Origin of the sequence: Pantoea sp. USHLN298 (genome assembly GCF_037149395.1) — a bacterium.
Classification (GTDB): Bacteria; Pseudomonadota; Gammaproteobacteria; order Enterobacterales; family Enterobacteriaceae; genus Pantoea; species Pantoea astica.
Map to the genome: position 1 here is coordinate 121,138 of NZ_JBBCRO010000008.1, position 12,413 is coordinate 133,550.

Below are 12,413 nucleotides of genomic sequence, written 5' to 3' on the forward strand. Positions count from 1 at the left end.
ATATAGATAGCGCGCTAGATAATTGCAAGCAAACTTTTTTAATCCGGAGTAAACGCATGCAGAATTCACTGGAAGAACAGGCGCGACGTTACGCTACGCAGGCCCACGCCGACGCCGGTCAGCGCCGCAAATATACGGATGAGCCTTATATTGTTCATCCGGCGGCAGTGGCGGAATTAGTTCGCAGCGTCAGCGATGATGATGCGCTGCTGGCCGCGGCCTGGCTGCACGATACGGTGGAAGATACGCCGACCACGCTGGGCGATATCGAAAATCTGTTTGGGCCGCGGGTTGCCAGCCTGGTCGGGATGCTGACCGACAGCGCACCGGCGACGGCTAAGAACCGGGCGGCGCGTAAACTGGCGCACTTTCGCCATACCGCCGATGCCAGCCCGGAGGCGCAAACCATCAAGCTGGCGGACATCATCGATAACACCCGCGCGATTGTGCGCTTCGATCCCCACTTCGCCCGCATCTATCTGGTGGAAAAAAAGGTGCAGATTGCCTTGCTGAAACAGGGCGATGCACAGTTATGGCAACAGGCATCGACCATTATCGAAGCGGGTATCGCCCAGCTGGGACAGCCGCCCTACAACGTGCCGGACAGCTGGTTTGAGAAACAGGCGGCTAAATACCGCGAACTGCGCTAAAAAAAAACCCGCCATGGCGGGTTCCTTTGGATTTTTTCTTCATTATTCCAGCAGTTGCCGACCCAGATAGGGGTTGGCATGCAACAGCTTCATTAACTTCTGTGCCGTAGCGGAAGGACGGGTACGTCGGGCTTCCCAACTTTTTACTGAAGAAACGCTTACGCCCATCACTTTTGCAAATTCATCAACCTGCATGCCGGTCATTTCGCGCAGACGCTGTGGCTCTGGCACGGCAGGTTGGCGTTGAATAGATAACTCAGCGGGACGGTTGTCACGTGTCAAAACAATCTGCTCAAGGCTGCTGAGCAATTCAAACATCGGGTCTTTTAATTCCATAGAGAACTCCTTAAAAACTCACTATGAAGCACGTGAAAGTAGAGAGGTACGAGTCTGAAGTCAGACTCTGAAACCGGGCCTGGTCAGGCTGTATCCCGCAAGGGTTTGTTTTTGTTATGAGAGAAACCACTACGGGACACAGCCTGCTGTGCACTGCTTGTAAACATGTCAGGTCAATGCAACAAATGCCGGGAAGCTAAGTATGGATAGAGACCTGACGATTTGCCGCGCAATTTATAATTATTTTTTTATCTTTTCTTAGCCGAAAAAGTTCCAGCGCCACTAAATAGTTGAGGCTATTATCTTTTTGCCTCAGCAAGCGGTAAAAAAATCAAATTATGTTTGGTAGTAATGTGGCTGCCGTCATGCTTTGTGGCAGCATATTGTCGATTCTGTAAGGAAATACACTTCCTCATGAATGATTGCAAAATATACGCCAATGGCTCACTTCTTAAACATTTATATTCACTCTATTAATCAAATTAAGAATAGTCCTGGGGCGGCAGACCCGGTCTGCGCGGCACAGCTCACATCCACAGTCTGCCGATTCTTCTACTCTGCCCGGACCCGCTTCAGCGCCGGTGGCCGCAACCAGCGCGAAAGCGCCTTTTACGGGTGCGGATGCCGGGCAGCAGGTGAGCCCGTTGCGCTGCCGTGGTGCGTCTGCTGGCAGGCAGCCAGCTAATCAATCAGAAGGAACAGCAATGAGCGATATCGATTTCAATGTGAGTTATGCCTCTCATCGGGTGCCGATGATGGGTCGTCATGCTGTGGCCACCTCACAGCCGCTGGCCGCCCAGGCGGGTATGCGCATGTTGCAACAGGGCGGTAATGCGGTGGATGCCGCAATTGCCACGGCGATGGCGCTGACCGTGGTCGAGCCGACCGGCAATGGCATCGGCAGCGATGCCTTTGCCATCGTCTGGGATGGCCGCGAACTGCACGGGTTAAACGCATCAGGCCGTTCGCCAGCGGCATGGAACCCACAGCGCTTTGCCGGTCATCACGCCATGCCGGAAACCGGCTGGGAGTCGGTGACGGTGCCTGGCGCGGTCTCGGCGTGGGTCACGCTGGCGCAACGTTTTGGCACGCTGCCGCTGACAACCTTAGCCCAGCCGGCGATTGACTATGCGCGCCACGGTTTCCCGGTTTCGCCATTGATTGGTCATCTCTGGCAGCGCGGCTACGACAAACTTCGGGATCAGCCCGGCTTCAGTGACTGCTTTGCGCCACAGGGCCGTCCTCCGCGCACTGGCGAGTTGTTCCGCAACCCGGCCCAGGCCCGTACGCTGCAGCAGATTGCCGATACCCAGGGCGAGAGTTTTTATCGCGGTGAACTGGCGCAAAAGATGGTGGCTTTCGCTCAGGAGCACGGTGCAGCACTGAGCCTCGACGACCTCAACAAACATCGCGCTGACTGGGTGACATTACTGTCGCGCCCGTTTGCCGGCGGTTCGGTGCAGGAGCTGCCGCCCAACGGGCAGGGCATCGCCACGTTAATCGCCCTTGGCATCCTTGAGGCGTGGGACATTGGCCGCTATGCGCCCGATTCACCGCAGTGGCTGCATCTGTCGATTGAGGCGATGAAACTGGCTCTGGTCGATCTTGAGCGTTACGTCACTGATGAAGACCACCTTGAATTTCCGGCAGATCGCCTGTTAAGCGCCGACTATATCCGTCAGCGGGCAGCACTGATCGATCCGGCACAGGCCGGTGACTTCCGGTTTGGCTCACCGCAGCAGAGCGGCACTGTCTATCTCTCCACCGCCGATGCCAGCGGCATGATGGTGTCGTTTATCCAGTCTAACTATATGGGGTTTGGATCGGGCGTGGTGGTGCCGGATACCGGCATCAGCCTGCAAAATCGCGGCGCCGGCTTTTCCCTCGATCCGCACCATCCCAACGTGGTAGCGGGCGGTAAGCGGCCGTTCCACACCATTATTCCCGCCTTCGCGCTGGATGGTCAGGGTCAGCCGCTGATGTCGTTTGGCGTGATGGGCGGCCCGATGCAGGCGCAGGGGCATCTGCAACTGGCGCTGCGGATTATGCTGCATCGACAGAATCCGCAGGCGGCGATCGATGCGCCACGCTGGCGCGTGGTGCAGGGCCGTGAAGTGGTGTTTGAATCGACACTCGATCGCAATACCCTCAGCACCCTGCGCCGCATGGGACACCATGTGGTACTGGAAGATCCGCTGAGTAACTATAATTTTGGCGGCGCCCAGGCGATACTCCGCGATCCGCAGGGCTTCTATATTGCGGCGACCGAAAGCCGTAAAGATGGACAGGCGCTGGTCTTCTGACGCCGCGCCAGGCCGCAGCGGTGCGCCGATTCAGCCGTTATCGGGTTGACGCGCACCGCGCCCGGCGGCGCGCCGGACAGTGCAGCCGCATCTCACTGATGGTTTCACATTGTGCCGTGACGCGGGTTTGTTCTATTCTTTAGGCCATTCTTACCTGGACATCAGCCAGTTTCACCGACAGGAGTTGAACGTATGGCTTTAGGACTCACACGCCTCTGGGCGCGCGGCGCTATTGTAGTCGCTGGCGCGCTGATCGTGCTGCAACTCACCGCTTGCGGTGATAAAGAGGGCGAGCAGCGCAAAGCATTTACCGATTTTCTACAGAATACCGTGATGCGCAGTGGCGAGCACCTGCCGAGCCTGAGCGAAAATCAGAAGCAGAGCTTTGGTAAATTCGCCAGTGATTACGCCATCCTGTATGGCTTCTCACAGCAGGCAAATAAGGCAGTCGATCAGGGGATGCGTCCGGTAGTCGATGAGCTTTCAGCCATTCGCGTGCCGCAGGATTACCTCAGCCGTCGCGATTCGCTGCGCCAGGCGAACAGTGCGCTGGTGATTGTCACCCAGCAGATCGAAAGCGCCAAAATGCAGGCAGACAGCAGTAAAGCCGCGCTGAAGCAGGAAGACGAACTGAAAAAAGTCTACGATACCGCCTATAACAAGGTGGTCACCGTGCCGGCGAACCAGCTGATCCCGCTGCTGCCACAGCTGCAGGCGCTGAGCCAGGCGGCGGTGCAGACCGGTGATTTCCTGCAAACTCAGGGCACCCGCGTCAGCTTTAATGAGGGCGGCGTGCAGTTCCCGACCCAGGAGCAGGCGTCCCAGTACAATGCGCTGATGAGTACCTTATCAGCCAATGCCCAGGCGCTGACCCAGGCGCAAGCGGCCGTTCAGGGTGGTTTACAGTAAGCACATCAAGCGGCAGGCGTTGATCGCCTGCCCTTTTCCCTTCCGGTTTGCCGCCTTTCTTTCCCTGCTTTTCTGTGGCCTGACGAAACTGTGATCGGGCGCATTTTTGACCAAAAATAGTTTGTGATCTAAGTCACATAGTTATAACAAACTGCTGCCCGCCATTTGTGACCAGAGTCACAAACAGACCGGTTTTGCGGTTAAAATCTGCCCACCTACAGATTATTCTGAGTTAATTTTGTGACATCGATCACTAAAAACACCCCCGCACCCACCTGGATTACGTGATCTAAATCACACTTCTTCTGACCGCTACGCAGCGTCATATTCGCGTGATAGAGTCCGGCTGCATACAGTAATACCACCGGCTGACTGTCGGGGTGGCTAAACAAAAACAAGCGCGCTCTCCTATTGCAGCGCGTCTCAATAAGGGGTGGGTTTATGTCCTCATCAGTGAAGGTCAAAGTACAAAGCTTTGGTCGCTTTCTGAGTAATATGGTGATGCCGAATATCGGGGCGTTTATCGCCTGGGGTATCATCACTGCACTGTTTATTCCAACTGGCTGGATCCCTAACGAAACGTTAGCCAAACTGGTTGGCCCGATGATCACCTATCTGCTGCCGCTGTTGATCGGTTTTACCGGTGGACGTCTGGTGGGCGGCGACCGCGGTGGCGTGGTCGGTGCTATCACTACCATGGGTGTGATTGTCGGTGCTGACATGCCGATGTTCCTTGGCTCGATGATTGCCGGTCCGCTGGGCGGCTGGGCGATCAAGTCGTTTGACCGGGCCGTTGACGGCAAAATCAAAAGCGGCTTCGAGATGCTGGTCAACAACTTCTCTGCCGGCATTATCGGTATGCTGCTGGCGCTGCTGGCGTTCCTGGCTATCGGTCCGCTGGTTGAAGGTCTGTCACACATCCTCGCGGCGGGCGTCAACCTGATGGTGCAGAATAACCTGCTGCCATTAACCTCGATCTTCGTTGAACCGGCGAAAATCCTGTTCCTGAACAACGCCATTAACCACGGCATCTTCTCGCCGCTCGGCATTCAGCAGGCCAGCGAAGCGGGCAAGTCCATTTTCTTCCTGATTGAAGCGAACCCAGGTCCGGGCATGGGCGTGCTGATGGCCTATATGTTCTTTGGTCGCGGCAGCGCGAAACAGTCGGCCGGTGGTGCAGCCATTATTCACTTCCTCGGCGGCATCCATGAGATCTACTTCCCGTATGTGCTGATGGCACCTCGTCTGCTGCTGGCAGTGATCCTCGGCGGTATGACCGGCGTCTTCACCCTGACGCTGCTCAACGGCGGTCTGGTCTCCCCTGCTTCACCGGGCTCCATCCTGGCGGTGCTGGCGATGACGCCAAAAGGCGCTTACTTCGCCAACATTGCGGCCATTGTGGCAGCCTTCGCCGTCTCCTTCGTGGTCTCTGCCATCCTGCTGAAAACCAGCAAGGTGAAAGAGGATGACGATATCGAAGCCGCGACGCAGCGCATGCAGGATATGAAAGCCCAGTCTAAAGGTCAGTCTGCAGCAGGCGCCGCGGTTGCCAGCGATGCCATGAGCGTTGAGCTGAACCATGTGCGTAAAATCATTGTCGCCTGTGATGCCGGTATGGGTTCCAGCGCTATGGGTGCTGGCGTACTGCGTAAAAAGGTGCAGGATGCCGGTTTAAGCAACGTATCGGTGACCAACACGGCAATTAACGCCCTGCCGGGTGATGTTGATCTGGTGATTACTCACCGCGATCTGACCGAGCGCGCGATTCGTCAGGCACCTCATGCGCAGCATATCTCGCTGAATAACTTCCTCGACAGCGCGCTCTACAGCACCCTGACCGAGCGTCTGGTGGCGGCGAACCGCAGCGAAGTACACCGTGAAACGGTGAAAACGGCGCTGTCAGACAGCTACGATGAAGGTAATGCGCACCTGTTTAAACTCGGTGCTGACAACGTCTTCCTCGGCCTGAGTGCCAGCAACAAAGAGCAGGCGATCCGTTTCGCCGGTGAACAGCTGGTAAAAGGCGGCTATGTTGAGCCGGAGTATATTGAAGCGATGCTGGCGCGTGAAAAACTGACGCCGACCTACCTTGGAGAGTCAATTGCGGTGCCGCACGGTACGGTCGAAGCGAAAGACCGCGTGCTGAAAACCGGCGTGGTGTTCTGCCAGTATCCGGCAGGCGTGCAGTTCGGTGATGATGCCGAAGATGTGGCACGACTGGTTATCGGTATTGCCGCCCGCAATAACGAGCATATCCAGGTGATTACCAGCCTGACCAACGCGCTGGACGATGACCGCGTGATTGAAACGCTGGCTAACACCACCAGCGTACAGGAAGTGCTGGATCTGCTGTCAGGCAAACCGCTCACCGCGTAAGCTAATGGTATTTTCCCTGGGGCGGTCAGGCCCGTCCCGATTCCTGGGGCGGGCGTGCCCGCCCCATCGTCATTTGATATGGGTCAAAAATTATGAAAGCGTTACATTTCGGAGCAGGAAACATTGGTCGGGGCTTCATCGGTAAATTACTGGCGGATGCAGGTATCGAACTGGTTTTTGCTGATGTGAATCAGGCAGTGCTGGATGCACTCAACGCGCGTCATGAGTATCCCGTTCATGTGGTTGGCGAGCAGGCCAAAGTGGAAATGGTCAAAGGCGTCAGCGCGGTCAACAGCACCAGCGACGACATCATTACCCTGATCGCTGAGGTGGATATGGTCACCACGGCGGTCGGCCCGCAGATTCTGGAGCGTATTGCAGGCAGTGTGGCTAAAGGTCTGGCAACACGCAGCGACAACGGCAACACCCGTCCGTTAAACATCATCGCCTGTGAAAACATGGTGCGCGGCACCAGCCAGCTGAAACAGCATGTGCTGAAGGCACTGCCGCAGCAGTATCACGCCTGGCTGGAACAGCATGTCGGTTTTGTGGATTCGGCGGTCGATCGCATCGTACCTCCCTCTGAGGCGGGCAGCAGCGATCCGCTGGAAGTGACGGTAGAAACCTTCAGCGAATGGATTGTTGATAAAACCCAGTTCAAAGGCGATCTGCCAGCCATTCCGGGCATGGAGCTGACGGATAACCTGATGGCGTTCGTCGAACGTAAACTCTTTACCCTCAATACCGGTCATGCCATCACCGCCTATCTCGGCCAGCTGGCGGGTCATCAGACCATCCGTGATGCGATCCTGGATGAAAAAATCCGGGCGACGGTTAAAGGCGCGATGGAAGAGAGCGGCGCGGTGCTGATTAAGCGTTACGGTTTTGACGCGGATAAACATGCGGCCTATATCCAGAAAATCCTGGGTCGCTTTGAGAACCCTTACCTGAAAGATGACGTTGAGCGCGTTGGTCGCCAGCCGTTGCGTAAGCTGAGCGCAGGCGATCGCCTGATTAAACCGACGCTGGGCACGCTGGAGTACGGTTTACCGCACGCCTGTCTGGTGCAGGGCATTGCCGCCGCGATGCACTATCGCAGCGATCAGGACCCGCAGGCTCAGGAGCTGGCTGCCCTGCTGGCAGAAAAAGGTCCACAGGCCACGCTGGCGGAAATTTCCGGGCTGGATGCCAACAGCGAAGTTGTGACGGCTGTGGTGAGCGCCTGGCACGCTATGGCATAATGCGCGCGTGTTAGTGACGCAAGCCGGGCGCAGTTCGCCTGCGCCCAACGGCGGTATCAACCCTATGCAGGCAATAATGGAAGAGAAGCAAGCTTTTGAAAACCGGGTGCTTGAGCGCCTGAACGCCGGTCGCTCGGTGAGAAGCTTTCTGATCGCCGCTGTTGAGCTATTGGCTGAAGCGGTCAATTTGCTGGTATTGCAGGTATTCCGCAAAGATGATTATGCCGTCAAATACGCGGTGGAACCGCTGTTACTGAGCAATGGTCCGCTGGGTGAACTGTCGGTGCGGCTCAAGCTGATTTACGGACTCGGCGTCATCAGCCGGCACGAGTATGAAGATGGTGAACTGCTGCTGGCGCTGCGTGAGGAGCTGGATCACGACAGTGGCGATTATCGTTTTACCGACGATGAGATTCTCGGTCCGTTCGGTGAGCTGCACTGCGTGACGGCCTGGCCGCCTGCGCCGGTATTTAACACCGACGACGCGGAGCTGCGCAGCATGCAGCAGCAGCGCTACCTGCAGATGGTACGATCTACCATGGTGCTGTCGCTCACCGAACTGATTTCCCGCATCAGCCTGAAGCAGGCGTTCAAAAAGTCCGCCAGTTAAATCCTGTCAGGTGCCGGGCCGGTGCCTGACATCGCCATAACCTAACCGGGAACATACGCCAGATTTGGTGTATCCTTTGCCTGTTTTCCTCAACGAGTTGTTGTCATGAAAGAGCAAGAAAAAAACGAAATCAAACTTCTCAGCGATAAGCTGGACGCCCTGAACCGCAAAGAGCCGCAGTTACTGGAATCGGGTGATGTCGAGAAACTGGGCGCGCTGCTGAAAGAGAAAGAGACGCTGGTCATTGAGATTGAGCGTCTGCGCGGTCAGCGAGTTGAAAAACTCAGTGCCGAGGCGCAGAAGCTGCAAAAAATGGGCTTCAGCCGCGAAATTACCAAGAAAGAGCAGGCAAATCTGGGCGCGCTGAAGAAAAGCGTGCGCGGCCTGGTGGTGGTGCATCCAATGACCGCGCTGGGACGTGAGATGGGGCTGACCGCGATGACCGGCTTCGCCAGAACCGCCTTCTGATCGGCCGATCAGGCAGCGGCCTGATCGACCCGTTGCTCGCCGGCGGTGGCATACACCTGCTCCGCCAGCGCATCCAGCATCTCATAACGACGGCGGTATTCTGCCCGCTTCTTACTGGCAATCTCTTCCAGCGTTTTACGCGGCAGTCTCAGTGGCAGCGTAAACATTCCATCCTGTCGCGCTTCACCGTTCAGTGACAGCCAGAACTCGCTGTAGCTGGCAAAGAACTTATCCCCCTTGCTGTGACGATAGCGCAGGCTTCGGAAAACGTGGGTCTCATCACCGACTGCCAGAATATTTTCCACACCGCACTGCTGCGCAACAATAAATACCACTTCCATCAACAGACGCTTCGGAAATAGACCGTGTGCCGCTTTGGTCGCCTCGCGAATAACATCATTGCTGATATGTTTTCGCGGACCCTGTAATCCACCAATTAATAAGGTGCGTTTTTTATTCTCGTTAATAATAGAGAATGAAAGCGAAGCAATAATTTCATCGTTATAACGCAGCACCAGCGTCACCTCGCCTTCCCGGTCAAAATAACCTGAACTGCAGGAGAGTAAAAACGCTTCATCATGTTTACCGTTCAGCGAAGCCAGCAGATTATCACCGGCGCTTTGCAGCAACTGGCGCAACATCGGATTCGGCAGGTTATTCATCAGGGTATAGTGATCCAGTATCGCCTGAGCGCGCGCAGCGATGCTGATACCGGAACGCAGATAGGGCCGATGCAGCTTGGCGGGCAGCAGCCCCTGGGTGCTCATCAACAGTCCGATCTGCGGCAATTGCGACAGCTGATGTAAATAATGGGTGGTGGTCAGCGGCGATATCAGGCTTCTTAACACAAATTTCAGCCGGAAACGCTTACTCAGCCACAGCTTGTCAGGAATATATTTCCCGCTGATTAACTGAAAAAACAGCGATGCAGAAGAATCCGTGGTGGTTTCGTGAGTAGTTATAATTGACATAGTTATCGACACGCAGTGAGCAGGAATGTCACTGAGGATAAAACAACCAATGTCAACGGCAGGTTAATGTGCCATAAGGTTAAAATTCACCGTGGTCAAAAAGCACCGTTTGTTGATTTTTGGTTTAATTTGGGGCAACGCGAATTAAAGATAAAAAAAACCGGTGAAATAAATTTCACCGGTTTTTTGTTAACGCGGGATTAACTTACTGAGCAGCAGCAAAGCGGGCTGCCGCTTCGTCCCAGTTAACCACGTTCCAGAACGCTTTGATGTAGTCAGGACGTTTGTTCTGATACTTCAGGTAGTAAGCGTGCTCCCACACATCCAGGCCAAGGATCGGGTAACCTGAAACGCCGGCGATCGCTTCGCCCATCAGCGGGTTGTCCTGGTTAGCAGTAGAGACCACCGCCAGCTTGTCGCCTTTTTTAACCAGCCACGCCCAGCCTGAACCGAAACGGGTTGCAGCCGCTTTCTCAAACTCTTCCTGGAATTTTTCTACGCTACCGAAATCTTTTTCGATCGCCGCTTTCAGGTCGCCCTGCAGCGTGGTGCCGATTTTCAGGCCTTTCCAGAACAGGCTGTGGTTAGCGTGGCCGCCGGCGTTGTTGCGCAGTGGGCCTTTTTTGTCAGCTGGCAGCTGATCCAGTTTGGTGATCAGCTCATCGACCGGCAGATTGGCAAATTCAGTGCCTTCCAGCGCCGCGTTCGCGTTGTTCACATAGGTCTGGTGATGTTTAGTGTGATGGATTTCCATCGTCTGCTTGTCGAAATGCGGTTCCAGTGCGTCGTATGCGTAAGGCAGGGATGGCAGTGAATAACTCATGTTCTTCCTCTCCATTTAGTATTTGAGCAGCACGACGAATTCGGGACGTGCCGCGTAAGCAGTCGAATCATTATAGTTAAATTCATGTAGCGTAAAAGGGTAATCAATGCCCTATTAACCATAAGGATTTGAGGAATATGGCAAAAGCAACCCGTTGTTTTTACTGACTGCCGCCTCAGATGCGCCTTTTCAGGCCGCCCGGCTCGTCTCTCTCAGGGCCGTAACAACGGCGACAGCGCCCCTTTTGCCCGCCAGGGATCAGCGCCCCAGCTCGCGCAGCGCGCTATCCAGCGCCCCGACCAGCCAGTCGATGTCGCTCTCCTGAAACGCCAATGGCGGACGCAGTTTCAGCACATTCCCATACGGACCGGCCACCGATGTCAGCACCCGATGCTCACGCAGTTTCTCAATCAGGTCCAGCGCCAGCGCTTTGTCTGGCGTTTTGCTGTCACGATCGGTCACCAGTTCAAAGCCGATAAACAGCCCGGCGCCACGCACATCACCGACGCAGTCATAACGGTCCATCAGGCTGCGCAGTTCGGCCAGCAGTTTCGCGCCCACCACACGGCTGTGTTCCTGCAAGCCCTCTTCGGTGATCACGTTCAGCACCGCCTGCGCCGCGGCCATCGCCACCGGATTGCCGCCAAAGGTATTGAAGTAAGGAATCGAATCGCTGAAGGCGGCCAGCACCTCACTTTTTGCCAGCAGACCCGATACCGGAATGCCATTCCCCATCGGTTTACCGGTAGTGATGATATCCGGCACCACATCGTGACGACCAAAGCCCCAGAACGCATCGCCGGTGCGACCAAAGCCGGGCTGCACTTCATCGGCGATAAAGATACCGCCGTTGGCATGAACGACGTCCACTGCCCGCTTCAGGAAACCGCGCGGGTCAGGCAGTACGCCGTCAGAAGAGAAAATAGAGTCTGCCAGAAAACCGGCGAATTTAATGCCGTGCGCCGCCATGTCATCAATCTGCTGCTGAATCTGGTCGGCAAACCATTCGCCCAGATCGGGCGCATCAACCCGATAAGCATCCGGCGGCATCACCAGCCGGGTGGTAGCCGCCAGCGGCTGTCCGCTGCCAAGCGCCGGTGAAGCGCCGGAGGTGAGCTCACTGGTGCCGTGATAGGCCTCCTGACTGACGATAATGCCGCTGCCGCCGCTAAAAGCGCGCGCCACGCGGATCGCCAGATCGTTCGCCTCAGAACCGGTACACATGTACATGGCGCGATCGATCGCCGCAGGAGTGGTGGCCAGCAACGCTTCACTGTAATCGAGAATATTTTCATGCAGGTAGCGGGTATGGGTGTTCAGCATTTTCATCTGCTGCGTCACCGCCTCAATCACCGCCGGATGGCAATGACCAATGCTCGCCACGTTGTTATAAACGTCAAGATACTTGTCGCCTGCCGCATCCCACAGATACTGCCCTTCACCGCGCACCAGGTGCACCGGCTTGCGATAGAACAGGCGATAAGATTCGCCGAGCACTTTGCTGCGTTTTTCGGTCATCCTGCGCGTGTCGCTATCCAGCGCATCCGCATGTTCAGCACGAAAACTGTTGGTATCCATAATGGTGGAACGCGTGGCCATGGTAACTCCCGTTGCGAGGTGAAGTGGTTGAGGCTGATAACCCATCATGCCTGCCTGCGCTAAAAATGCAACCAAATACACAAATACAACCAAATACACATGACGACATCCGGGTACTCAGGTAAGC

11 protein-coding genes are annotated in these 12,413 nt (G+C 55.8%); 7 read left to right on the plus strand and 4 right to left on the minus strand.

The window, feature by feature from the left end:
* Positions 1–56 precede the first annotated feature (56 nt).
* The gene (locus WFK59_RS19785) at positions 57–650 is read left to right on the plus strand and encodes an HD domain-containing protein (protein ID WP_336756961.1); all 594 of its coding nucleotides are present in this window, start codon (positions 57–59) and stop codon (positions 648–650) included.
* Positions 651–692: 42 nt separating this feature from the next.
* On the opposite strand, the gene WFK59_RS19790 is transcribed toward WFK59_RS19785, so the two are convergent.
* Positions 693–986: an HTH-type transcriptional regulator gene (locus WFK59_RS19790; RefSeq protein WP_094119881.1), complete on the minus strand. Its 294-nt coding sequence runs from the start codon at positions 984–986 to the stop codon at positions 693–695.
* A gap of 704 nt (positions 987–1,690) precedes the next feature.
* Here WFK59_RS19790 and WFK59_RS19795 point away from each other — a divergent pair.
* From WFK59_RS19795 to WFK59_RS19820, 6 genes are all read left to right on the plus strand, one after another.
* Positions 1,691–3,289, plus strand: a complete 1,599-nt coding sequence (locus tag WFK59_RS19795) for a gamma-glutamyltransferase family protein (protein ID WP_336756963.1) — start codon at positions 1,691–1,693, stop codon at positions 3,287–3,289.
* Between the two features lie 192 nt (positions 3,290–3,481).
* Positions 3,482–4,198 (plus strand): DUF3053 domain-containing protein, encoded by a 717-nt coding sequence (locus WFK59_RS19800; protein WP_233985703.1) that lies wholly within the window; start codon positions 3,482–3,484, stop codon positions 4,196–4,198.
* Between the two features lie 441 nt (positions 4,199–4,639).
* Positions 4,640–6,574 carry a PTS mannitol transporter subunit IICBA gene (locus tag WFK59_RS19805; protein ID WP_233985704.1) on the plus strand — a complete coding sequence of 645 codons (1,935 nt, stop codon included), beginning with the start codon at positions 4,640–4,642 and terminating at the stop codon, positions 6,572–6,574.
* Between the two features lie 92 nt (positions 6,575–6,666).
* Entirely contained in the window at positions 6,667–7,815 is a 1,149-nt protein-coding gene (mtlD, locus tag WFK59_RS19810; protein ID WP_233985705.1) for a mannitol-1-phosphate 5-dehydrogenase, read from the plus strand.
* Between the two features lie 64 nt (positions 7,816–7,879).
* Positions 7,880–8,425, plus strand: a complete 546-nt coding sequence (gene mtlR, locus WFK59_RS19815) for a mannitol operon repressor MtlR (protein WP_336757061.1) — start codon at positions 7,880–7,882, stop codon at positions 8,423–8,425.
* Positions 8,426–8,530: 105 nt separating this feature from the next.
* Entirely contained in the window at positions 8,531–8,893 is a 363-nt protein-coding gene (locus WFK59_RS19820) for a YibL family ribosome-associated protein (RefSeq protein WP_233985707.1), read from the plus strand.
* An 8-nt stretch (positions 8,894–8,901) separates the two neighbouring features.
* On the opposite strand, the gene WFK59_RS19825 is transcribed toward WFK59_RS19820, so the two are convergent.
* The 3 genes from WFK59_RS19825 to WFK59_RS19835 all read right to left on the minus strand — a co-directional run bounded on the left by WFK59_RS19825 (position 8,902) and on the right by WFK59_RS19835 (position 12,286).
* Entirely contained in the window at positions 8,902–9,864 is a 963-nt protein-coding gene (locus WFK59_RS19825) for a VirK/YbjX family protein (protein ID WP_336756966.1), read from the minus strand.
* A 205-nt stretch (positions 9,865–10,069) separates the two neighbouring features.
* Positions 10,070–10,687, minus strand: coding sequence for a superoxide dismutase [Mn] (gene sodA, locus WFK59_RS19830; protein WP_031375573.1), 618 nt, complete (start codon positions 10,685–10,687; stop codon positions 10,070–10,072).
* Positions 10,688–10,945: 258 nt separating this feature from the next.
* Complete coding sequence (locus tag WFK59_RS19835; RefSeq protein WP_233985709.1) at positions 10,946–12,286, minus strand: aspartate aminotransferase family protein; 1,341 nt, start codon at positions 12,284–12,286, stop codon at positions 10,946–10,948.
* Positions 12,287–12,413 lie beyond the last annotated feature (127 nt).

Bases quoted from the DNA above. Each gene is read 5' to 3' on its own strand.
- mtlR (WP_336757061.1), top strand. From the start codon at position 7,880: ATGCAGGCAATAATGGAAGAGAAGCAAGCTTTTGAAAACCGGGTGCTT.
- WFK59_RS19825 (WP_336756966.1), bottom strand. From the start codon at position 9,864: ATGTCAATTATAACTACTCACGAAACCACCACGGATTCTTCTGCATCG.
- WFK59_RS19805 (WP_233985704.1), top strand. From the start codon at position 4,640: ATGTCCTCATCAGTGAAGGTCAAAGTACAAAGCTTTGGTCGCTTTCTG.
- mtlD (WP_233985705.1), top strand. From the start codon at position 6,667: ATGAAAGCGTTACATTTCGGAGCAGGAAACATTGGTCGGGGCTTCATC.
- sodA (WP_031375573.1), bottom strand. From the start codon at position 10,687: ATGAGTTATTCACTGCCATCCCTGCCTTACGCATACGACGCACTGGAA.
- WFK59_RS19800 (WP_233985703.1), top strand. From the start codon at position 3,482: ATGGCTTTAGGACTCACACGCCTCTGGGCGCGCGGCGCTATTGTAGTC.
- WFK59_RS19785 (WP_336756961.1), top strand. From the start codon at position 57: ATGCAGAATTCACTGGAAGAACAGGCGCGACGTTACGCTACGCAGGCC.
- WFK59_RS19790 (WP_094119881.1), bottom strand. From the start codon at position 986: ATGGAATTAAAAGACCCGATGTTTGAATTGCTCAGCAGCCTTGAGCAG.
- WFK59_RS19820 (WP_233985707.1), top strand. From the start codon at position 8,531: ATGAAAGAGCAAGAAAAAAACGAAATCAAACTTCTCAGCGATAAGCTG.
- WFK59_RS19835 (WP_233985709.1), bottom strand. From the start codon at position 12,286: ATGGCCACGCGTTCCACCATTATGGATACCAACAGTTTTCGTGCTGAA.
- WFK59_RS19795 (WP_336756963.1), top strand. From the start codon at position 1,691: ATGAGCGATATCGATTTCAATGTGAGTTATGCCTCTCATCGGGTGCCG.